This is a genomic window from Leifsonia sp. 2TAF2 (assembly GCF_052115085.1).
In the GTDB taxonomy this organism is placed as follows: Bacteria; Actinomycetota; Actinomycetes; order Actinomycetales; family Microbacteriaceae; genus Leifsonia.
In genome coordinates this window covers 501631-523897 of sequence record NZ_JBFRFY010000001.1, presented here as the reverse complement: position 1 = coordinate 523897, position 22267 = coordinate 501631, and the positions used below count along the sequence as shown (strand labels likewise).

20 protein-coding genes and 1 tRNA gene are annotated in these 22267 nt (G+C 64.5%); 8 read left to right on the top strand and 13 right to left on the bottom strand.

Going from position 1 to position 22267, the window contains the following annotated elements; genetic code table 11:
- Positions 1-47 precede the first annotated feature (47 nt).
- Both AB4Z18_RS02480 and AB4Z18_RS02475 read right to left on the bottom strand, forming a co-directional pair.
- Complete coding sequence (locus AB4Z18_RS02480) at positions 48-692, bottom strand: DedA family protein (RefSeq protein WP_441781119.1); 645 nt, start codon at positions 690-692, stop codon at positions 48-50.
- Positions 689-2233 carry a glycosyltransferase family 39 protein gene (locus AB4Z18_RS02475; protein WP_441782960.1) on the bottom strand — a complete coding sequence of 515 codons (1545 nt, stop codon included), beginning with the start codon at positions 2231-2233 and terminating at the stop codon, positions 689-691. Before AB4Z18_RS02475 ends, AB4Z18_RS02480 begins: the two co-directional genes overlap by 4 nt.
- Before the next feature lie 130 nt (positions 2234-2363).
- Here AB4Z18_RS02475 and AB4Z18_RS02470 point away from each other — a divergent pair, with 130 nt between their 5' ends.
- Positions 2364-2489 carry a hypothetical protein gene (locus AB4Z18_RS02470; RefSeq protein WP_441781118.1) on the top strand — a complete coding sequence of 42 codons (126 nt, stop codon included), beginning with the start codon at positions 2364-2366 and terminating at the stop codon, positions 2487-2489.
- Between the two features lie 111 nt (positions 2490-2600).
- On the opposite strand, the gene AB4Z18_RS02465 is transcribed toward AB4Z18_RS02470, so the two are convergent.
- Genes AB4Z18_RS02465 through AB4Z18_RS02455 form a run of 3 tightly spaced genes read right to left on the bottom strand, consistent with a single transcriptional unit; the run spans position 2601 to position 5488 of the window.
- Entirely contained in the window at positions 2601-3692 is a 1092-nt protein-coding gene (locus tag AB4Z18_RS02465; RefSeq protein WP_441781117.1) for an ABC transporter substrate-binding protein, read from the bottom strand.
- Between the two features lie 60 nt (positions 3693-3752).
- Positions 3753-4628, bottom strand: coding sequence for an ABC transporter permease (locus AB4Z18_RS02460; protein WP_441782959.1), 876 nt, complete (start codon positions 4626-4628; stop codon positions 3753-3755).
- A 5-nt stretch (positions 4629-4633) separates the two neighbouring features.
- Positions 4634-5488 carry an ABC transporter ATP-binding protein gene (locus tag AB4Z18_RS02455; protein ID WP_441781116.1) on the bottom strand — a complete coding sequence of 285 codons (855 nt, stop codon included), beginning with the start codon at positions 5486-5488 and terminating at the stop codon, positions 4634-4636.
- 161 nt (positions 5489-5649) lie between these two features.
- Between AB4Z18_RS02455 and AB4Z18_RS02450 the strand changes: the two genes are divergently transcribed.
- Both AB4Z18_RS02450 and AB4Z18_RS02445 read left to right on the top strand, forming a co-directional pair.
- Positions 5650-7254 carry an ATP-binding protein gene (locus AB4Z18_RS02450; RefSeq protein ID WP_441781115.1) on the top strand — a complete coding sequence of 535 codons (1605 nt, stop codon included), beginning with the start codon at positions 5650-5652 and terminating at the stop codon, positions 7252-7254.
- Positions 7251-7943 (top strand): response regulator, encoded by a 693-nt coding sequence (locus tag AB4Z18_RS02445; RefSeq protein WP_441781114.1) that lies wholly within the window; start codon positions 7251-7253, stop codon positions 7941-7943. The genes AB4Z18_RS02450 and AB4Z18_RS02445 overlap by 4 nt, the downstream gene beginning before the upstream one ends.
- On the opposite strand, the gene AB4Z18_RS02440 is transcribed toward AB4Z18_RS02445, so the two are convergent.
- The 3 genes from AB4Z18_RS02440 to AB4Z18_RS02430 all read right to left on the bottom strand — a co-directional run bounded on the left by AB4Z18_RS02440 (position 7930) and on the right by AB4Z18_RS02430 (position 10430).
- Complete coding sequence (locus tag AB4Z18_RS02440) at positions 7930-8472, bottom strand: hypothetical protein (protein WP_441781113.1); 543 nt, start codon at positions 8470-8472, stop codon at positions 7930-7932. The genes AB4Z18_RS02445 and AB4Z18_RS02440 overlap by 14 nt on opposite strands.
- Before the next feature lie 91 nt (positions 8473-8563).
- Positions 8564-9394: a ZIP family metal transporter gene (locus tag AB4Z18_RS02435; protein WP_441781112.1), complete on the bottom strand. Its 831-nt coding sequence runs from the start codon at positions 9392-9394 to the stop codon at positions 8564-8566.
- Positions 9395-9452: 58 nt separating this feature from the next.
- Positions 9453-10430: an alkaline phosphatase family protein gene (locus AB4Z18_RS02430; RefSeq protein ID WP_441781111.1), complete on the bottom strand. Its 978-nt coding sequence runs from the start codon at positions 10428-10430 to the stop codon at positions 9453-9455.
- Between the two features lie 602 nt (positions 10431-11032).
- Here AB4Z18_RS02430 and AB4Z18_RS02425 point away from each other — a divergent pair.
- Together AB4Z18_RS02425 and AB4Z18_RS02420 are read left to right on the top strand one after the other, a co-directional pair.
- Complete coding sequence (locus AB4Z18_RS02425; protein WP_441781110.1) at positions 11033-11662, top strand: hypothetical protein; 630 nt, start codon at positions 11033-11035, stop codon at positions 11660-11662.
- A 279-nt stretch (positions 11663-11941) separates the two neighbouring features.
- Positions 11942-12808, top strand: coding sequence for an AraC family transcriptional regulator (locus AB4Z18_RS02420; protein WP_441781109.1), 867 nt, complete (start codon positions 11942-11944; stop codon positions 12806-12808).
- Between the two features lie 37 nt (positions 12809-12845).
- Here AB4Z18_RS02420 and AB4Z18_RS02415 read toward each other — a convergent pair whose 3' ends face one another.
- Positions 12846-13253: a hypothetical protein gene (locus AB4Z18_RS02415; RefSeq protein WP_441781108.1), complete on the bottom strand. Its 408-nt coding sequence runs from the start codon at positions 13251-13253 to the stop codon at positions 12846-12848.
- 1026 nt (positions 13254-14279) lie between these two features.
- On the opposite strand from AB4Z18_RS02415, the gene AB4Z18_RS02410 reads away from it, so the two are divergent.
- Together AB4Z18_RS02410 and AB4Z18_RS02405 are read left to right on the top strand one after the other, a co-directional pair.
- Positions 14280-14552, top strand: a complete 273-nt coding sequence (locus AB4Z18_RS02410) for a hypothetical protein (protein WP_441781107.1) — start codon at positions 14280-14282, stop codon at positions 14550-14552.
- A gap of 340 nt (positions 14553-14892) precedes the next feature.
- Positions 14893-17619 carry an AAA family ATPase gene (locus AB4Z18_RS02405; protein WP_441781106.1) on the top strand — a complete coding sequence of 909 codons (2727 nt, stop codon included), beginning with the start codon at positions 14893-14895 and terminating at the stop codon, positions 17617-17619.
- Between the two features lie 14 nt (positions 17620-17633).
- On the opposite strand, the gene AB4Z18_RS02400 is transcribed toward AB4Z18_RS02405, so the two are convergent.
- Positions 17634-18032 (bottom strand): hypothetical protein, encoded by a 399-nt coding sequence (locus AB4Z18_RS02400; protein WP_441781105.1) that lies wholly within the window; start codon positions 18030-18032, stop codon positions 17634-17636.
- A gap of 575 nt (positions 18033-18607) precedes the next feature.
- Here AB4Z18_RS02400 and AB4Z18_RS02395 point away from each other — a divergent pair.
- A complete protein-coding gene (locus AB4Z18_RS02395; protein WP_441781104.1) occupies positions 18608-19288 on the top strand; it encodes a tyrosine-type recombinase/integrase in 681 nt (226 codons plus the stop codon).
- A 111-nt stretch (positions 19289-19399) separates the two neighbouring features.
- On the opposite strand, the gene AB4Z18_RS02390 is transcribed toward AB4Z18_RS02395, so the two are convergent.
- The 3 genes from AB4Z18_RS02390 to AB4Z18_RS02380 all read right to left on the bottom strand — a co-directional run bounded on the left by AB4Z18_RS02390 (position 19400) and on the right by AB4Z18_RS02380 (position 22215).
- Positions 19400-20974 (bottom strand): hypothetical protein, encoded by a 1575-nt coding sequence (locus tag AB4Z18_RS02390; RefSeq protein WP_441781103.1) that lies wholly within the window; start codon positions 20972-20974, stop codon positions 19400-19402.
- A gap of 197 nt (positions 20975-21171) precedes the next feature.
- On the bottom strand, positions 21172-21993 hold the full coding sequence (locus AB4Z18_RS02385; RefSeq protein ID WP_441781102.1) for a hypothetical protein: 822 nt from the start codon (positions 21991-21993) through the stop codon (positions 21172-21174).
- 132 nt (positions 21994-22125) lie between these two features.
- A tRNA-Ser gene (locus AB4Z18_RS02380) sits at positions 22126-22215 on the bottom strand.
- Positions 22216-22267 lie beyond the last annotated feature (52 nt).

Genomic DNA, 22267 nt, shown 5'->3' with positions numbered 1-22267 from the left:
ATCGGGTCGGACGCATCGAAGGCTAGGGTGCTCGCGCTCAGGCGTCGCTAAGAATCCGTTCGAGTCCGGCGACGCAGTGCAAGCACTCGGACCAGGACAGGGACGACCGAGATCACCACGATGCCGATGAGGACCAGATCCAGATAGGAGGAGACGAAGTCGGCAACCCCAGGGATGTGCCCGAGCCCGTAGCCGAGCATGATCACCGCCGTCGCCCAGAGCGCGGCACCGGCCACGTTGAAGACGGTGAAGAGGGGCCAGCGCATCTTCCCGACACCGGCGGCGACCGGGGCGAAGGTGCGCACCACCGGCACAAAGCGCGCAACCATGACGGCCGCCCCACCGAAACGGTCGAAGAAGTGCTGGGTGCGTTCGACGCTCGACCGGCTGAAGAACCCGGACTCCTTGCGCTCGAACACACGTGGACCGGTGCGCCGGCCGATGGCATAGCCGACCTGGTCGCCGAGCGAGGCCGCGACGATGACCGCGACGATGATCACCCACAACGGTTGGGAGAACCGACCGGCCAACGCAAGCACGCCGGTGAAGAACAGCAAGGTGTCCCCGGGCAGGAAGAAGCCGACCAGCAACCCGGTCTCGATGAACGCGATCGCGCACACGCCCAGTAGCGCCCAGGGGCCGGCCGCTTGGATGATGCCCTGCGGATCGAGTATTCCGAGATGTGCCGTCATGGTGTCCTTTCATAGAGGGCGATGAGGCCCCGGTGAGTGTGTATTGGCGCCGCCCCCTGGCGGAAGCCGAGACGGGTGAGGTCGCGTTGCCCGTAGCTGTCGGCGCGATCTGGGGATGGTGCGTACTCGATCAACCAGACACGATCGACGCCCGCGAACCGTGCGTGTGCTGCCGCCTCCGAGACCGTGTAGGCGACGTCATGCCAGGTCGTCGCCTCCTGGAAGCGCGTTCGCAGGGTGAGGTCACGGATGTGATGGAAGCCCTCCGGGTACCCATGCATCGCCAGTCGGGGGCGGCGTGACGGCCGCGTCGACTCATCGAACACGACTGCATCACCTGGTTTGGCGTTCCGGCCCACCGCTGCCGAGATCTGTGACCAGTCCGATTGATTCTTGGCGTAGGGAGTTCGCTGGGAAAGGTACACCGGGAGCGCCAGAATCACCACCAGGAGGCCCGCCGTCACTCCGAGCAGCCGGCGGACGCGGAAGAACTCGTCGATGCCGCATGCGATCAGCGCCGCGGCCGCCGGAGCGCAGAACGACACGTACCGAGCGGTGAAGTCCGGCACGAAACTGTGCACGCCCACCAGGAGGAGCGTCGGGACGAGCAGCCAGGCCAGCGACAAGAAGACCAACGTCGGCAAGCGCCGTCCCGACTGGAACAACGCTCCCCCGCCAACCGCCTGCGAGATCTGAACCCGGCGCCTGGCCTCGCCCCAGACAGCGACGGCGATCATCAACCAGGCAATCGTCGCGAACACCCACGTGCCGAACCACAGCCCGCTGAACAGGGTGGAGGGCGAGAGCTGCGGTGTCACGCCCAGGTACGAAATCTGGGCGCGCTCCAAGATCGCCGCAATGACCACCGGTGATGCTGCGGCGAGAGCGGACACGGTTGCGATCGCCCACCCGAGAACCGTGCGGCGCGACACTCGGGATGCGATCACGACGATCAGGTGCACTGCGGCGAAGAGGACGGTGTACAGAAAGAGATAGACGCCCATAGCAAGCGTCGTCCCGTAGACAGCCCACAGCAGGTTGCTGGGACGCGGTTTGGAGAGCGCGAGAATCAGAATGAGAGTGAGCCACGCGGCGACAGCGGCCGAGAACGCGTACGAACGGGCTTCTTCGCCCATATAGGTGACCCGCGGAAGGATCGCGCAGACGAGTCCGACCAGAACCGCCACTCGGCGGGAACGCAGACGATCGGCAAGGAGGACGACCGCCGCAGTTGCGAGCCCCACGGCCAGCGCACTCGGCAGACGCACGGCGAACGGACTGAACCCGAACGCGGCGCCCCACGCATGCAGACCGAGGTAGTACGTGCCGTGCACCGCGTCGACATGACCGAGCATGACGAACAGCGACCCAACCGGCCGCTGGGCTGACATCACACTCGTGACCTCGTCACCCCAGAGCGACGGGATCCACGATCCGAGCATCGAGCTGACGGATGCGAGAGCGCCAAGCAGCAGCGCCAGCACAGCAGCGGCGTCGCGCCGGTCGACACCCTTACCAGGCGCCGGCCGCGTCAATGTCACAGACAAGTCGGCACCGTCCTTCCGAATCAGTGGCCGAGCCCAGTCAAACCGAGGCCTCCCAAGAAACCTCCAAGCCGGCCACTCCGGAAACTTTGGAAGCTTCTTGGACTGACACCGTCAAACTGACCGAGTGCGAACATTCGTCGTCCTGCTCGCCGCGCTCGCGGCCACCACCGCCCTCGTGCTGGTGGTGGTCAAAGCATCCGACCTCGCGGAGGAACGGGACGAAACCGACGGGGCCCCTGACACCATCTGATCGATCGTCCAAGCAGTCCGGACTGCCAGCCGAACGAAAGACCCGCCGGGCAGCACCCGGCGGGTCTTTCGGTTCGGGCGGGCAGCGAACCTGCGCCCTACTGCCTCGGGGTCAGCCGTTGGCGCCTGCGGGCTTCGTCGTGGGTGTGAAGCCCTCGAGCTTGTTCGCGGCGTCAGCGTACTTGTTGGTGAAGGTGCTGGCGTAGGACACCTTGGACGTGTCCAGGCCCAGCGTCTTCTCCATGTTGAAGATCACCTTCGGGCCACCCGCGGGCATGATGCCGTCCGGGAGGAACTGGCCTTTGTCGGAGGTGAGCCCATCGATGTACTGCTGCTTGCTGATCGTGCTGTTCTGCACGAAGTCCTGCGGCAGCTTGTCGGCGATGTCCTTCGCGCTGTGAGTGGCGATCCAGTGCATCGTCGCGACGAGGGCGTCGACAGTCTTCTGCGCAGCGTCCTCGTGTGCCTTCACCCAGCTCGCGTTTGCGAGCAGCCCGGCTGCGGGCCACGCACCCCCCAGGGCCTTGGTCGCCCCGGCTGTGGTCGCCAGGTCAACGGCGGTGGTGGCGAGCTTCTGGGAGGTGAGGGCGCCCACGGTTGGCTGTGTGGTCATCACACAGTCGGCGCTGTTGCGTTGGATGGCAGCGATCGCCGTCGATCCGGCGTGGACAGCGATCGTGTTGTACTGCTTCTTGTCAATGCCATGCTTGGCGGCGAGGAACTGCGTCAACTCGTCGGTGCCTGAGCCGAGGTCGGTGACTCCGAGGTTCTTGCCCGCGAAGTCGGCGGCCGACTTCACACCGCTTTTCGCACTGCACATCTCACGCTCCCCCGGAGCGCCGGACAACTGGACGAGGTTGATGACATCCTTGCCCTTGGCTTGGAAGTCGACCGCGTGGATGTACCAGGCTCCAGCCATGTCCACCTGTCCGGACGCCATCGCCTCCTCGGCGCCGACACCGCCGTTCTGCTCGGTCGAGAGCTCCATGTTGACCCCGTACTTCTTGTAGTAGCCGAGGCTCTGGGCGAGCTGATAGGGCAGATAGATCTGCTTGTCGATCCCGCCGACCATCATCTTGACGGTCGGCATCGACGCGGCAGACGAACCGCCCCCGCCAGATCCGCTGCCGCCGGAACTGCAGGCAGCAAGTCCGAGAGCGACGATGCCCGCAGCCGCGATGACACCGATGGTGCGCTTGTTCATTGGGGTTCCTTTCGTGGTGCCGGCGTGCCGGCGTTCTGCGTCATTGCAGGTCTTCACAGCTCAGATGGCCTGGGCTTCAGAGCGGCTCGGTGGCCGCCACTTCAGCAGCGCCTTCTCGAGGAGGGTGATGAGGTACTCGGCGACCAGGGTCACGACCGCGACGATCACCATGCAGGCGAAGACGGTGTTCGGATCGAAGTTTCCTTGCGACTGGCTGATGATCAGTCCGATGCCATGCTGGGCGCCGAGCACTTCAGCGACCAGCGCGCCGATGATCGCGAAGCCGAACGCGGTATGCAGGCTGGCGATGATCCACGTCATGGCCGAGGGGATGGTCACGTGCCGCGCCACCTGTGAGGGCGAAGCTCCCAGGACGCGGACGTTAGCGACGAGGTTGGGATCGACCTCGCGGACGCCTTGGAACGCATTGAAGAACACCACGAAGAACACCAGCACGGCGGCCAGCAGCACCTTAGGTACCACCCCCAGCCCGAACGCGACGATGAAGATGGAACCGAGCACGATACGAGGGATGGAATTGACGATTTTGATGTACGGCCCGAACACCGACGCGAGGTAGCGGTTCGAGCCGAGGAGGATCCCGATCACCACGCCGGCGATGGTGCCCACGACGAAGCCGAGGAACGCCTCCTGGACCGTGATCCACAGGTTCTCCCAGATGGTGCCGAAGGCGGTCCCTTCGGTGAACAGCCGCACGAGACTGTCCCAGATGCCCGAAGGCTGTCCATAGAAGAACTTGTCGACCCAGCCCGCCGAGGTGAACCACTGCCACCCGCCGACGACGATCACGGCGACGGCGATGCGTCCGATCCACACTGCGGTGGTTCGGCGTTTGACGGCCTGGCGGCCCGCGAGTTGCAGATCGGTCTCGCGGGTGTCGGTGGGGCCGATCTTGGGTGTTCCGGTTGCGGTCATGGTGGTCACGCTGCCGCTCCTGATGTCTGCTGGTAGGCCCGGGTGACTTCGTCGCGTAGCGACTCCCAGATCCGGCCCTGGATCTCGAGGAAGCGCTCCTCATGGCGGATCTCCTGCACATCGCCGCGGGGGCGGGCGAGGTCGACGTCGAAGACGTCCTTCACCGTGCCCGGGCTGCTGGTCATGATGACGACCTGGTCGGCGAGCGCAACCGCTTCGTCGAGGTCGTGGGTGATGAAGAGCACGGTGGGGCGCAGCTGCTCCCAGAGCTGCAACAGCTCGGTCTGCATGATCGCCTTGGTCTGCACGTCGAGTGCCCCGAACGGCTCGTCCATGAGCAGGATGCGCGGGTTGTTGATCAGCGCCGCCGCCATGGCGACACGCTTTCGCATGCCGCCGGAGAGCTGGTGCGGGTAGCGATCCTCGAATCCGGAGAGACCGACGCGGCGCAGCCAGTCCAGGGCGAGTGCGGTCGCTTCCCGCTTGGGAGTGCCCAGCAGGGTGGGGCCGATCATCACGTTGTTGAGGACCGTTTTCCACGGGAAGAGGGAGTCGGCCTGGAACATGTAGCTCACCCCTGAGGTGATGCCCTCGACGATCCGGTTGCCCACACTCACGGTGCCCGCGCTGGGCCGTTCCAGCCCGGAGACTTGAGCCAGAGTCGTGGATTTACCGCAACCCGTCGGTCCGACGATCGCGCAGAAGCTTCCCGGCTCCACCGTGAACGTGACGTCCCGGATGGCCGTGAACGTCTCGCCCTTCGGGGTCAGGAACCGTTTGGTCAATCCGACGATGTCGATGCGCGCCGACTCGTCGGACGCAGGGGTCGTGACGCTGTCACGGGGTCGTTGTCCAACCATCTCGAAGACCTCTCTGTCTTTCGGTGTGTGAGGACGATGCTCCGTCAGTGGCCGCACCGGTGTCGCGCTTGTGGTCCATTAGCCGGGATCTGAGCGTTGCCGAAGGTTCTGCGCGTTCTGCGCGCGTGCAATGCGCGGGTCCGGGTGAAAGACTTTCCGGGATGCGACGACGGATCAGGCGACTGTCGAGCCAGATCCTGCTGGCTCAGGTGGCGATCCTCACCGCCTCGCTGGTGATCGGTTTCGTCCTCTTCGCGCAGACCGCGCGCAGCAACCTCGACGCCGACTACCAGGCGAGGGCGGCGGGAATCGCCCAGACCTTCGCGGGCATTCCCGAGATCCGCACCTGTATGACGTCGCCCGGCCCGGACTGCGCCGAAACGGTGCAGTCCCTCGCCTCACAGACCGCAGCACGCACCGGCGCCGACTACGTCGTCGTCATTGACCGCGACCGGGTGCGGCACTCGCATCCCGATCCGTCCCTCATCGGACAGAAGGTGTCCGAGCCGCTGGTCGCGGCAGACGGCCGGGTGCACCTCGGGGTGGACTCGGGAGCGACCGGTGTGAACGCCAATGCCCGCGTTCCGCTGTTCGGGGAGGGCACGACCGTGGTCGGCGAAGTCTCCGTCGGCATCCGGGAGAGCAGTGTCAGCAGCGAACTGCTGGCCGAACTCCCGACCTACGCGGCGTGGTTCGTGCTCGTCCTCGCTGTCGGAGCGCTCGCCTCCTTCGCGCTGGCGAGTCTCCTGAAGCGGCGCACGTTCGGCCTGGAGCTGGATGAGATCGCGCGGCTCCTGCAGGAACGGGAGGCGACGCTGCATGGCATCCGGGAGGGCGTCATCGCCATCGACCCGGCCGGCCGGATCACCGTCGTCAACGATGAGGCCCGGCGGCTGCTCCACCTCCCCGACGGCGCGGGAGGACGGTTCCTGGACGAGGTCCTCGCGGCGACCCCCATCCGCGACACCCTCACCGGAACGACAGTGATCACGGATGCGATCGCGATCACCGACGACTACGTCCTGGTCATCAACCGCATGCCCGTGACCATCGGGGGCCGAGAGCACGGCGCCGTCGTCACCCTGCAGGATCGGACGGAATTGACGGCCCTGACCCGACAGCTGGACGGCGAGCGCAGCTTCGCCGAATCCATCCGCGCGCAGCAGCACGAGTTCTCCAATCGGATGCATGCGCTGTCCGGGCTGCTCGAACTCGGCCGTCCGGACGAGGCACTGCAGTACCTGAATGAGATCCGCGGCACGACCGCCGACCTCGACAACACGCTGCGCACCCACATCGGCGCCCCGATGATCATCGGACTCCTCCTCGGGAAAGCCGCGGAAGCCAACGAGCGGGGCATCGACCTGGTCATCGCGCCCGACACCGACCTCGGCGAGGCACCGGACCGGGTCCAGGCGCTGACGACCATCCTGGGCAACCTCATCGACAACGCCTTCGACGCACTGACGGGTGCACCGGCGCCGCGTCGGACGGTCGTGAGCATCGTCGAGTCGCCCCAATCGCTCACCGTCCGCGTCTCGGACAACGGGCCGGGCGTCCAGAGCACGGAGGTCCCACGGATCTTCACCAACGGCTATACGACCAAGCAAGGCTCCGCCGTTCGCCATAGCGGGCTCGGCCTGTCGCTCGTCCAGTCGACGGTGGCGAAGCTCGGGGGCACCGTCACCGTGTCAGAAGGTCCGGGTGCCGCCTTCACCGTCGTCCTCCCCCGTACCGGGGCCCAGTCGGGTGAGGTGACACGGTGAGCGAGCACCCGATCACCGTCCTGGTGGTCGACGACGACTTCCGGGTGGCCGGGGTGCACGTCGGTTTCGTCGAGGCCGTGCCGGGCTTCCAGGTGGTGGGCACCGCGCAAACGGGGGCGGAGGCCCGGGCTCTAGCAGCGTCGCTTCGACCCGAGTTGGTGCTGATGGATGTGTACCTGCCCGATGAGGACGGCCTCGAGGTGGTGCGCAGTCTCCTCGCCGATCCGGATCCCCCGGCCGTCCTGATGATTTCCGCCGCGAACGACCTCGGCACGGTTCGTCGTGCGGTCCAGCTCGGCGCCCTCCACTACCTCGTGAAACCGTTCGGCTTCGCGGAGCTGGCGGAGCGGCTCGCCGCGTTCAGACGGGCGCAGGATGACCTTGCCCGGTTTCCGGCGGTGGCGACCCAGCAGGACGTCGACCGGATCTTCGATCTTCTGCGACCGGCGACGGCCGCCCAGGCGGATGCGATCCGCCGGCTCGCCCCGACCCTGCAAGCCGTATTCGACGTGGTCTCCGGCAGCGTATCGAGCATCTCCGCTTCCGACGTCGCCGCCGCGGTCGGTGTCAGCCGGACGACAGCGCAACGCGCGCTGACACAGCTGGAGCAGAGCGGCGTTCTGCGGTTGGAATTGCGGTATGGAACGACCGGCCGTCCCGAGCACCGCTATGCGGTCAAGCGGGGGTGATCCGCCCGCCGGCAGTCGTATCCCTCCCGACCAGCGCACACACGGCGAGTCCCGCTCCCGTAATCACAGCGCCGGCGACCAGCACCGCAAGCGCGATGATCAACGACTGAGCTGCGCGTTCCTCCGTGCGGGAGAGGGACTCCCCGGCCATCAGCACCTCGCCGTCCGGCTCCGCCTGAGCGACGATCGCGAACCGGAGTCCGGCGGAAGGTTCCCAGGTGACCGCGTCGGCGCCCCGTTCACGGGCCGTGTCGATCACGCCTGACGGCGGGTCCGCCAGCACCCCATGCAGGTACCCGTTCCCATGGATCGGCCGGTCAGTTCGGTCGTAGCGTGTCCAGAAGATGCCCTGGGAGCGAGCGAGGTCGACACGGGAGGGTTGCCCCACGACCTCTCCGGACAGAAGCGCCCGCGGTGCGTCCTCGACCGCACTCCGGCCCTCATGCTGGACGATCACGTAGGTCGACCCGACCGCCAAAGCAAAGAGGCCGTAGACGACTACAGCGAACACGACGCGTTGAACCCACATGCCGCCATGATCACCCCCCGCACCGGCCGGAGGCATCCACCTCCGGAGGTATGTCTGCCTTCGCGTTGGACGGTGAAGATGCGGGGACGGGTCAGACGCCGGCGGCAGTCACGACGAAGTCGGTCGCGAAGCCGGCGAACAATCCGATGAGGATCCCGGTGTACAGGGTGAGACCGCGGTTCAGCTTGAGGGCGACGCCGATAAGTTGCACCAGCACGTAGACGATCGAGCCGGCGGCCAATGCGAGGAATACCAGTGCGAGCGCATCGCTGACGACCACGCTTCCCAGCAGAGTGCCCACCAGGGTCGGGCCGCCTCCGATCAGACCCAGCAGGCCGAGCTGAGCCCACGGCGCAGGATGGACGGAGCCGGCCAGCGGAGCCGTGATCCCGAATCCCTCCGTGGCGTTGTGGAGCGCGAAGCCGATGACCAGCACGACCGCGAGCTGCAATTCACCGCTCGCCGCCGACTGCCCTATCGCGAGTCCTTCGGCAAAATTGTGCAGGCCGATGCCGACGGCGATGAGAAAGGCCAGTCTGCTCGCGGGTTCATTGAGACGCAGTACGCCGCCTCCGGCCGCCGCAGGGCGCCGCGATGCCCGGCCCTGTCGGCTGATCCACCGGTCGTACGCCACCAGCCCAAGCAGGCCGACGGCGACGCCGGCGAATAGCAGGGCAGCCAAGCCGATGAACGGCCACCAGGAGGCGGCATGACCGACCGACGCGGCAGTGAGCGCGGCCTCAACCGGTTCCACGGCATGCCCGAGCACGTCCCACAGTAGGAACAGCAGCACACCGATGGTGATCGCGTTCAGCATGGCGCGGATTCCGGTGCCCCGAGCGGCCAGTCGACCGATCGGGAGCCCGATGAAAATGGTCCCTCCCGCAATGACGCCCATCGCGATGACGGTCCCCGTGTTCACGCACTCTCACTTCCGGATGACGATAAGGCTCACCTAACCTACAGGATGCTTGCCACCGTCAACGCCCGAGCAGGTCCGTCATCGGCATAGCTGCCGCGCTCTGCCCCACAGGCGGGAGGCCGAGCCCGTCTTCGATCGTCCGTAACAGCGAGTAGTGCGAATAGGAGACGTTCGAGACGGCTCCGCGCCGGGCGGCCGGCCCGGCGAAGACGCACGCGACGACGTTGTCCCTGCTGTCGCCCTCGTCGAACGTCACGACGAGCAGCGACCGCTGCGATGTGAAGGCCGGGGATGCCAGGATCTCCGGAATGACGCGGGAGAGCCACGCGTCGCCGGTGCCGATCGGACAGCTGTGCATGTCGTTGCAGAGGTCCGGACTCACGAACGAGAACGCGGGAAGCGACGACGGGGTGGCGAGGTCCGCCGCGAGGGCGGTGAATGGCACATCGTGCTGGCGGCAGTACTCCGGAGACGCCGTCACGCTCGGGTAGTAGAGGAAAGGGTTGTGCTTCACCGCGTACCGGTCCGTGTTGGCGGCCGAGCAGGGCGCCGGCATGCCTTCCGCGTACATCCTCCAGCTTCGTCCCGCTGCGCGCAGGGAGTCGGCGAGGTTCGGGGAGGTGACCAGACAGGAGCCTCCCGGCGGGTTGCAGTCGGAGGTGATGCCTGCGGTGGTGCCGCTGGTGAGCGCCAGATAGTTCGGCAGACTCGGATGGGTGATAGCGCTGTACTGCGTCGCATGCGCATACTGCTTCAGCAACTGGTTGAAGTACGGCGCATCGCCGTTCCCCACGATGCGGGATGCGGGCTTGTTCTCCTCCAGGATCACGACGACGTGCTGCAGCGCACCCGACGCCGCCGGCGCACCGGTGCTGGGTACGGCCGTCGGCCCCGGTGTGGCACCGGTCGGTGTGGGGTGCGCGGAGGCCGAATGTGCGGACCCGCTCCCCACCCCGGTGCAGCTGCCAAGCACAAGTACGACCGCTGCGGTGACGGCGAGAACCGCCACGGCCGCCACGAAGCTCCGTGCCCTCATCACCCCATTATCGGCATGGCGCAACCAATAAAAGCAGGCGGCTCAGCCCACGCACGGCCGCCCGTTCATGCGTCGGCGAGAACCGCCAGCACCTTCTCCGCACGGCGGACACGAGGACCAACGGGGTCAACACTGCTCATGCCTCAAAGATGGAGGAGAAGAGTCACCGCCAAAGACCCAGGCTTCACCGATCCTTTGATACAGAAGCGTCACCGATGTGCTCACACATAACATCCATGGCGGTCCCAACCTCTCGGCGCAAGGCGGCTGTCGCTCAAGCGAAGTTGGACTCGCCGCCACGTTTGAGGCACCATCACCGGGCACTTTTGCGGGCGGGTCTTACGGGAATCGCCCAGCCGCGAAACAACGCTGTCCACCGAATCCGTCTAAACCACATTGGTGTGCCTCGCTGATGGACCGGCTACCGGGCAGAGTCGCAAGAGGACCGATATGCGATCGACGTTCGGCGTTTGTGGATAGTCTGCAGACGTCGCGATGTTTCCCTGCCCTATGGGGATCCGCAGGACCCGGCTGGGAGGGCCAGGACCGCGGATACAGACTTTGGGAAGGCCGGGATCACCCCATCTCGAGGCGGAATCGGCGTGGGCGAAGGGTTCTACGCGGGGATCGGAGGAACCCAACTGTCGGATCGAACGGTGAACAGCCGCAGACTGCTGGACGTTGCCTCGGTGACGACCGCGACCGCTTGCGTGCTCGCTGGTGGGATCTGCGCAATCGGCGCATCGGCGAAGGGAACGCCCTGGATCTACGGGGCGAGTTTTATCGTGGCCGCGCTGGTCGCGATGACCTTCGTACTGACGGCGGCCGTACTGGCGGTGACGTCCCGCAGTGACATCAAGGAGCGAAGGAGGTTGCGGACGATAGCAGCCGCCTGGTGGAAGCTTGCTCCTTCCGCGCACCGGTGGGTGATCGCGATAGCCGCTGCTGTGGGCATTGCCCTGACAGTGATCGGCATCGCCGGCTCACCGCAGCACGCTGATCTGGTGACCCGCGCGGGAGACTACTTTCTGATCACGGACGCAGGCGATCAGCAGGTGAGTCGGGCGGCCTATGACCAGTTCCTCTTCTCTCGCTACGTGCTCGGGCTTTGCGGGCCGTCGATCGCTCTCGGCACCTTCGTTCTGGCAATCCTTCGTGCCTTCTCCACGAAACTGGCCAGACCTGATCTATTCGACCTCGCCACGGCCGGCACCACACGTCCAGTGGCATAAATCGGCCGAGCCCCCGCGCGCGTACTTCAGGCGAGCGGCCGACCCATGCATCTAACTTCCAATATCGGTACTGCAGGGGTTGCGTGCCAGCGGTCGCTCCCAACAGTTACGACGTCGTCGGCCCCGAGGATGGAGGACGACGTTGGGGGCCGACAGGAAATGTCCGCAAGGCGATCGTCTAGAGGGCACGTTCCGGAGCACAAAGGCGATCCGATCGGACCGCGATAGTAGGGTGCCGATCGTGACGACCCGGAAGTGTGGGTGTCGAAGGGAGGCGCCATGATCGCGGACGTGAACAGGCTGGTCGAACTGGTCGAGGATCGTCTGAACGACGACCTCGACGTTGCATCCTTGGCGCGGGAACTCGGCACGACGGAGTACCACCTCCGGCGGATGTTCTCGTCGCTCGCTGGGATGCCGCTGTCGGATTACATCCGGCGTCGCCGAATGTCAGTCGCGGCAGCGGATGTTCTCGGAGACGACGACCTGCTGAGCATCGCGGTGCGGTACGGCTACGGCTCAACCGAGGCATTCGGCCGAGCGTTCCGATCAGTGCACGGCGTCAGCGTCGGCAGTGTCAAGCGAAATGGCGGCCCCCTTCGAACGCAACCGCAACTCAGGTTCCGCCTGACTGTAGAAGGGAACATCACCATGGACACCCGAATCATCGACCGGCCGGAGTTTCTCCTCGTCGGCCACGCCGCCCGCGTGCCCCTCATTCACGAGGGCATCAACGCGCACATCCAATCCCATATCGCCTCCCTGCCGGCGGCAGAGCACGCGCGCCTCAAAGCCCTAAGCGATGTCGAACCGGCCGGCCTGCTCCAGGTCAGTGCCGACGTCGACCCGGACTACACCGAGGGAAGCGAACTGACCTACCTGCATGGAGTAGCTGTCACGGGCTCGGCTCCGGTGGCGGACGATCTCGACACGATCGAGGTTCCGGCCGGCACGTGGGCGGTGTTCCACACCGAGGGCGAGTACCCGGCTGCGCTGCAGGAGGCATGGGCTGCGACCGCGACGGATTGGTTCCCGTCGAACCCCTGGCGGCTCCGGCCCGGACCGTCCATCGTCGCCGTACTCGACCGTGCCGACGACTTCAGCACAGCCACCTGCGAGCTCTGGCTCCCCGTCGAGCGCGCCTGATCAAGCGGACCTGTCGGCCGTGAGACCACGGCGCGATTCATTTCGCAACTGGCAGCCATCCCGTCTGGTCGAGAATCTCGCTGACGGAGTCGCCTACCGTCGCGGGGTGAGTGATAACACGGAAATGCCGGATGCGTTCGTGGTCCGACCGGCGGTGGTAGACGTCCACCCAGTTGCGTAGCGAGGCGGCCAGTTCGTCCGTCGGCTCTCGATCCGTCACACGCTGCTTCAGAATGTCGATGGGCGCGCTGGTCTCACAGATCATCAGTCGCGCGCCGGGCAGCGCCTCGCGGATCATCTGGACCTCCTGCTCGTCGTTGAACACCATGGGGATGATGAGCTTGACGTCGGGCACCGCCGCAACATAGTTCGGCCAGATCGCGCGAAGATTCTCTCGCGGGAACCACCGGCCAGGGTACGGATGAACGAGGCTGAGCTCATCCATGTCGATCACAGCCCACGGCATATCGGCCGCACCCAGGGTCAACGCAAGCGCACGGGCCAGAGTGCTCTTTCCCGACCCCGGGGAACCGTGGAGAACCAAGACATCAGCCACAAGCGTCGATTATTGCGCCCTCACCGGGGGAGCGCCATCCGCCCGGTCAAGCTCGCGTCCCACCCTCGACCAACTGGGTTCTTCCCTTGCGTTGGGCAGGACAAAACCCACATCCGCACGCCGCGCTTGTTCGAGGCAACGATCACCGCGCCCCGGGGCGTTGAGAATCGCCGGGATCGCGCGAGGCGGTCTTGCCGGGTCGCGGGCCCCGCACGTCGGATTGCATGTCCTCCGGGGAGCCGTACAGCCAGCGACCCCGGGGGCAGTGGCGCCTATCGGGCGCGACAAGCCCAGCCGACGGATGTCCCATCGGTCAAAGCCCGCTTAAAGGGAAGCACGAAAGAGGAAGAAGGAACCAAGGAAGACGAATGACAAACAGCTCGAGACGAGATGCAAAAGGGAACAGACAGAAGAAGACGGGCTGCGAGCAAGGCAGAGACACAACGGTCAACAAAGGCGAATGCACGTAGGCACTTAAGTGGCACGGCCCAACCGGGTCCGGTTCTCAAGGGGCGCCTTGTAAAGCTGGTTGCAGCGATCTGCACGATGCGCGGCGTTCGATGCTGCGCATCGCGGTACCACTAGCGCGCGGGCGAAGACCGTCTGCTTGCGGCTGGCGACGTCACGCCGGACGGCCGCCGCCAGCCTCCTAATTCGCGGACCCGGCGCCACATCCCTTTCGGCCGAAGGGCCTGTTCGAGGACGCCGCAGGCGGCGCTGCCCTGCTGCGGTTTGAGGGCCTTTCCGCCGCCCGATCGTAGCTCCTTCCCGGTGCTCCGTGCCGGGCTTTCGCGGCGTATCCTCCTCCGCTGCGCTCCCCCGGTACTCCACGGTCCCGGCACTACGCCCCTTCCACTCGCTCTCAATCACTCGCCGGAAAGGCACTCAAAACGATCGACCTTGGGAGTGAGTGGGATGCGGGTATTCATCATCGACACCAGAAGGATGGCCCCAGAGCTGCAAGGCGGACTCCTCGGTGTAGAAGGGGCCTCCAACCCGACTCCCGCAGAGAAGATGGAATGCGTGGAGACCGTCAGCCAGTATGCGATGGATGGGTGGGCGATCGCCGCCGACCCGACCACCCCCATCGGATGGCTCGCGGCGCTCACCGCAGAAACAGCATGCGTGCCCTTCGTCAATCTGGCCCGGCTCGCCGCCCATCTGCGGTCCCAAAAGGAATCGGCTTAGCCCTCGCCATCATCCTGCAGGGGTCTGTTTGGCGCCGGACTCAACGAATTTCGCGTTTTGCGCGTCAAAACCGGCTCGGAAACACAACGTGTAGGTATGAGGGCATTCGTTTCTGAGGCAGCACCGCGGCGCAACTCGCCTACCCGGTCGTTGGAGTGCCGGATGCGGCCGGTCGTCGCCGTTCCCGGAGGGAGCGAGTTCGGGGAAAAGCAGCAGCGCGCGCCAAATGCGCGCCAAAACGCCCGTCGAACCGGAAGTAGTAAGTAGAGGGCGATTTCCGACCAAGGACGAGACTGCCCAGTTGGGAAGCCCGGATGAGCTGCGAGGGAGGTGAGTTCAGGTGCGCGGCGGCGTAGCCAGATGGAAGCGGGGACAGCAGTCCCACGGGGTCAAGCAAGCGGTCAACTACGCCTTCAGCGGTGTCTGCGACGCCACCCTCACCGCCGAAACCACCGACGGGGTGATCGCCGCCGCCGGCTACGCCGACGCGGTGATGACCCGGTACATCGTCGAGAACGGGAACATCCGCGACGACCTCCTCACCCGACGCCAGCTCAAGAACTGGGTCGACGGTCTCGACCCACTCACCGCGGAACGCCGCGGCCGCGACCTCGAGTCCCCAGTCGCGGACCTGATCTTGGATGCGACGATCAACGCGCCGAAGTCGTTCTCCATCGCCGCCATGCTCGACCCCGAGCTTGCAGCCGCCTATGAGGACCTCCAGGACCGGCTCCGGGACCGGGTCATCAAGCTGTGGCAGTCCGAGCTCAACGCCCGCCGCGGCAAAGGCGGCGCCATTCGCGAGAACCTGGGCCGGATCGAGGTCGTCGAACTCCGCCACGAACGCTCACGGTCCTTGGATCCGCACAAGCACCGCCACCTCTGGCTCAACGTCAAAGTCCAAGGCCACGACGGCAAATGGTCCAACATCGACACCCGGGTCGCGTTGCGCTTCCAAAACGTCATCAACGCCGAAGGCGACCTCGCCTCCCGCACCGACCCCACCTGGATCAGTGCCCTTACGGCCAAGGGGTTCACCCTCAACAACGGCGGGGAGATCACCCAGTTGCAGCACGTGGTCCGGCCGTTGTCGAAGCGGTCGGCCCAGATCGAAGCCAACAAGGTCGCCCGCACCGCGTGGTGGAAGCAACAGCACCCGGGGCAGGAGCCCTCCCACGATGTGCTGAGCCAGATCGACCGGTGGGCATGGGCAACCGGCCGACCGAACAAGCCCGGCAACCTGAACGAAGATGACTGGGCGGCGCTCGTCCGGGAAGAACTACATACCGCCGACCCCGCGCTTGGGATGCCGCATTCTCCTGCGCTGTTGCCGTCTGTTACCGTCCAGGATCTCGACGTCGAGTTGCTGGCGGCCAAGGCCGTTGTCGACGCGGATGCCCGATCGACCGGTAACGGCGGCCGGTTCAGCCTGATGGACTTGCGAGCTGGCGCGCTCCGCGCGATCGCCGGTACCGGCGTTGTTGCCGACCGAGACGTCCTCACGGCTCTTGCCGACGAAGTCGTGGCGCACGCGCACACGGTGACCCTTATCTCGGAGCCGGATGCCCCGAAACACGTCAAACACCTTATGGCGGTCTCCACCGCGACCCTGAAGGCCGCCCTCGCGCAAAAGGTCGACGCGTTCTCCGCACCGGGGCAGATCTTGGACACAGCAGAGGTCGCTGCGATCGCTCACGCTATCGAGCGCGACCGAATGCTCGATGACGGCCAACTCGCCGGTGCCGCCGCGATCGCCGGCACATCCGGCAACGTCGTTATCTCCGGCCCGGCCGGCACCGGTAAGACAACCATGCTCAGAGTGGCCGGAGCTGCTCTGCGGCGACGCGGTCACAAGATGATCATCGTCGCGCCGACCAAGAAGGCTTCCGCTGTCGCTGGACGCGAAACCATGAGCTCGTCCTCGTCGCTTCACCAGCTCCTCCACGATTACGGATGGCGCTGGCAGACTGCCGCCTCTGGCGCAACCGTGTGGAAGCGGCTCTCAATCGGCGAGAAGGAACCCACGTCGCTTGAGCTTTATCGCGGCCCACGGATGAGAATCGACCCCGGGGATCGCATCATTGTCGACGAGGCCGGCATGTTGGATCTCGAGACGGCGTCCGCGCTCCTCGACGTCGCGCACGATACCGGCGCGTGCGTCGCTCTAATCGGGGATCAGCGACAAGTGTTGCCCGTTGGACACTCGGGGGCAATGGCGCTCTTCTGGCGCCGTTCACTTCGGCACGTGGAGCTCACGACTACTCATCGCTTCAAGGATCCGGAGTGGGCGGACCTTACGATGCGGGTTCGTGACCCGCGGAGCGATGACGAAATGCGCGATGTAGCTGACGAGCTGATTCGAACGAACCACGTCGTGATGACAAACAGCGACATCGCGGCGCGGGACGCGATGGTCGAAGGATGGTTCGATGCGACACAACGTCGCGAGACGATCTCGCTGGTGACCGCTACGCACGCTGAAGCGCAGGAAATCAGCGAATCCATCCAGGTCCGACGGATCGAATCCGGTGCGATATCCATCACCAGGGGGTTCTCCGGCCAGTCAGGCCAAGCGATCTTCATTGGAGACGTCGTCCAGACGCGGCGCAACGATAGCGAAGCTGATGTCCAAAATCGTCAGAACTGGACCGTGAAGGCGATCAGTGGAAACCATGTGATCCTTGCGGCGAGCGCCGACACGACGGACCTGCGGAAGGTCAGCCTCCCGTACGCCGAGGAGCACATCCACCTTGCTTACGCCACAACCGTTTACGGCGTTCAAGGCGAGACAACGGACCGATCGCTCGTCGGCCCCGGAGTGGATGCAGCTGGCTTATACGTCGGTCTCACCCGCGGCAAAGCGCACAACGCAGCGGTGCTAGTCGCTCCAACCGAGAGCTCCGCCAAGTCCCAGTTGACCGAAATGATGCAACGCGCGCCTGTGGAAGAGACGCTAGAAAAGTCGCGAGCAGCAGCGCAGGCCGAACTCCGTCGGGCTGCGCAACCTGTCACTCGACCGATCCTTCCGGCGGCTGATCGCCGACTTACATCGGCTGGCCTCGGATGACCGGGCTGTTTGGTCTACCCAGCGAGACCCGTCGCGTAGAGCTCTCGACCCAGCAAATTGCCCCCATCCAGAGTTCCGCCCTGCGGGTCGAACCCAAAGATGGCGACTCCGAGTTCGTCGGCCCGATCGACAGCCTGCGGGAGCACACCATACCGCACGAAGATCAGGCCCCGCCGCCCGTCGGCCGCACAAACCGATGCCGCTCTAATCACGCGAGAGACGTCCAGATTGCCGCGCTCGTTGTCGACCCACGCCAGGTAACCCGCACTGTAGAGATCACACGCCTGAACCGCTGCTCCGGAGGCCACGACGGTGTCAACAGCGCCGAGGTAGATCATCCACTCGCGGCACAGTGCGATTGCTTCATCGTCCGATGCACCGCGACGCTTCGGCTCGGGAGGCTGCCGTTCCACAAGACCAGTCTGCCCGAGACTGCCGTCCTCGCTCGTTGTGATCGTCTCCTCGAGACCGGATGTCAGCGCTTGCGCCTAGCCTGACGCCACCCACCTCATCGCGGGACAAAGCCTCGATCAGTGATTGGAACTGACGAATGGGGAGCATTCACGCATACGAAACGGCTGGCGGGAAGCGCTATCGCGTCCAGTACAGAACGCCCGAGCACGACCTCACTGGAAAGCGTGGCTTCCGAACGAAGCGAGACGCCGAGCTCTTCTTGGCCTCCGTCGAAGTCGCGAAGGCTCGAGGGGAGTTCGTCGACGCCCGCGCGTCGCGCTCAACTATCGGTGTTCTTGGTGCCGAGTGGCTCGCGAACCAGCACCACCTGAAGCCCTCGTCATTGCGCCCAGTCGAGATCGCATGGCGGCTCCATGTGGAGCCGAAATGGGGAAGCCGGCGGGTGGGCGAGATCCGACACTCGGAAGTGCAGAACTGGGTAACAGCTTTCTCGAGAGGTGAGAGAAAGCCTCGCTCCGCGACGACTGTGCTCCGCGCTTACGGTGTACTTGCGGGGATCCTCGACACAGCGGTCATGGATCGCCGCATCCCCTCCAACCCAGCACGCGGGGTCAACCTTCCGCGAAAGATCAGGAGCAAGCACAAGTACCTGACACACGCGCAAGTCGATCTCCTTGCGGAGAATGCGAAGAAGCACCGGGGCATGGTCCTGTTCCTCGCCTATACCGGTCTGCGATGGGGTGAAGCAACCGCCCTGCATGTGAGCGATGTGGACCTGAATCGCCGACGTGTCGACGTACACGAGAACGCCGTAGAGGTCTCGGGCACGATCCATGTCGGAACACCGAAGACCGGCGAAGCTCGCAGCGTCCCGTTCCCGCCATTCCTCGCACCGCTCCTGTTGACAATGACCGAGGGTAAAGGACCCACGCAGTTGCTGTTCGGCGATGGGAATAGCTACCTGCACCAGCCCGATCGACGTCGAGGCTGGTATGTCTCGGCGATTGCGAGATCGCAGGCCGCCGACAAGGACTTCCCGCGTGTCACGATCCACGACCTTCGGCACACAGCTGCGAGCCTCGCCATCAGCGCTGGAGCCAACGTCAAGGCGGTTCAGCGGATGCTTGGCCATTCTTCTGCCGCCATGACCCTCGACACATATGCAGACCTTTTCGACGATGATCTGGACGCTGTGGCCATCGCGCTCGATGAGGCTCGGTCGAAGGCAACGCATTCAGATGAAGCCGCCCCGTAGTCCCGCGTCTAACGTGCCAGCGCGAAAGTGCAGTTACGGGGTGACCGTCGACCGGCCCCGAATGCTTTCGGCCTGTCACGCCACCGGGGGGATCCGGACAAACTCTCTTGCCTAGTGATGCGCTGGGACCGCGAGAGTAATCCAAAGAGTCGCGCCGGCGACGACGAGCGATACGCCGGCGATCCAAAGCGCGTATCGCTGGACTTTGAACGCGTCAATTGATGCACCTAGGGACGCAACTGTAGCGAGGATGTCCCGATATGCGGCATCTGCGCGAGCAAGCTCACGAGCCGCCTTGCTCTGAGCTCTGCGGAGGCTTGTGTTCACGTGGAGCGGCTCACGTAAGGCGAGCTTCCCCTTCTGCATCTGCGCCTTCTGCCAGGGCGTGTAATCGCGAATGATCGTGGGCTCGCGGTCTTGCCAATAGCGCTCGCTGTTGAAGCGCTTCACGTCCCGTTCGAGGCTCTTTAGGTCCAGACTTGTTGTCAAGAAGCGCCGTCTCAGAAGCTTGAGGTCTCGCCGGGTGAACTTGCCATGCTGAGCTTGCGCCGCATCTCGCGCGGAGGCGCTTTGAGACCCAAGCAAGTCGAGCAAGTCTGAAAGGGCGAGCCGAGCTAGCAGGTTCGTAACGAGCCGATCGATGTCATGACCAATTGAACGATCAGTGCTTCTAGAGTCTTGGCCCATCAACCCGAAAGCCGCCGCACGCGCGCGCTGGCCCCAAATAGTCCATTTGCGCTCACCGTCCAGAGACGGAAGCATCCTGGTTTCCACCCGCTCGAACACGAGGCCAGGCAGATCGTCCGAAGTCCATCGCATGTAGTCCGAGCCTGAGATACCCACCGCGCGAAGCGCATCTTTTGTAGCCATAGAAGGCTCCGCGACGGTGGGGTCGTACTCGTCAAGCAGCAGCAGGTCCATGATGGGTTGGCTTTCTCCGGCCGCCGCGAAAACTCCGGGACACCGTTCGGCGAGCCATTTGCCTGCCGCTTGATGCAGCTTTACGCGCGCACTCTGCGTCATTCGATACGTCACCCAATTTCGGCCCTCCGCGACTGCAAGCTTGCCGGGGCTTCGATTCAGTGCCGGCTCGTGCTCAGCATGAAGGACGCGGTCCACCGAACCCGCTGCCCAATCACTCAAAGAGAAATAGGCGACCACCGCGGTGACACCCTCCCCGATTGTGACGCCATATAGCTGAACAGAGGTGAATTCAGATGGCAGGCGTTGCTGGACTCCGTCGGGAAAGCTGTAGCCCGCGCCGACGGCCGAAATTTCCGCCAGCCTCCACCAGGATGGCCCTCGACCGTGTCTCGATTGGTCCAACACTGCCGCACCCGACTCGAACATGCCGACGTGCCGATCGGGGTCCCATCTCTGTTTCTTGATGGACTTTCGAAGCGTGCCGATGTTACTGGGGGTGAAGAAATCGACGACCCAGATCGCGGGAACAGCGACGTGTTCGTCGTCCGGTATCGAGATGTTGTACATCTCCCATCGATCACCGTCGGCCTTGATCGCCTCAACTTCCCAAGTTTGAAAGAGGTAGTTTTCGAAGCGGTGAACCGCAGCTCGCCACGCCTCAGGCAGCCGCCTGCCGATGGCTGAGTACTGGGCCGAGCGGGACCAGCGGTACGGCGTGTCGTACCACCGAGTACCTTCTCCGATCGTCGGTATTTTGCCCATGTTGCACATGGTACCGATGGCTTACCAGGGAAGCCCTTCGCGACGAGATCCTTGTGGCCCTGCAGGCTTCGCCCGTTCAGCCCGGGCAACTCATGGGGCAAGTGGTTGCCGCACCTCCGAGACGTAAGCCAACCACCCGAGGCGGATGTGGCACGGAATCACGACCGCTTCGCGCCTCGGTCAGAACTCGACTGCCATCAACTGCGTGCGGCGCGGTCCTGCGCCACTCGGACGAACTTGCAGTTGTCTCGCGAAAGGTCGTCCTTCAACCCCTCGCTGATCGCCTCAGCTGCAGCGACGAAGTGATCTCGAATCTTCTGGATGCACCGATACGTTGCGAGCGGGCTCAGGTCTGCCCGCATCGTCTGGAAGAGTTCGTTCTCCAACGATTTGGTTGAGGCGTTGTATGCCGTGTGCTCCCCGAAGAAATAGACCTCGCCGGAGTAACCCAGCTCTTCCTCTTCGGGAGTGATCGGTTTCGCGGGAATCGCGGAGTAAAGCCTGCGCGCAAGGGTTAGCCGTCGATCCTCGCTGATTGGCGATCCGTAGCCGTGAACATAGAGATCTCTGAGGCTGCGAATCGCCCTGAACCCACCGCCGTCGACATTGAATGGTCTCTTTGGCGTGGTCTTGAAGAACAAGATCTCCAGCTCACGCGTCCAGGTCGAGCCGTTCGGGAAGACCCAGATCTCCGGGTCTAACAGTTGTTCTTTAGCCAGGAGAGCGAAACCCACCTCGCAGAGCGAAACTGCGCGGACGAGCGCCATTAACCCGGCGTGAGACTCGATGTCCCATGGGTTGAATCCGAGTTCTTGCTCGGCGTCCCAAATGGCGTCCCCGCCGTCGTAGCTCTCGGGGTCGTTTCCTTCAAGGAAGCGCTCGTACGCGGCCTCGAACTCGCGACGTGTGCTGGCGACCAGATACCGGTGCATTGCCAGTATGCCCTCAAGTTCATTCCTCACATCGGCCACTAGCAGTTCCGGACTATATGGGTCAGTAAGTAGATCGAGATGGCGCATCGGGGGTCAGCTCCGCTCAGGTAACGGCTGCGTTCTAGACATGTGTAGTCAAAATGTAGTCAAACGCCCGATTCTGGGAAGGCGAAAACCCCCGGATCCCTTGTAAATGCTGGGATCACGGGGGCTTCAAACTGGCGGTACCGGTGGGATTTGAACCCACGGTGGGCTTTCACCCACACAACTTTTCGAGAGTTGCACCTTCGGCCGCTCGGACACGGTACCGCGGACTATCGTACGCGATTCGTGCGGTCGTCTCCAATCGGCTGGGAGGCCG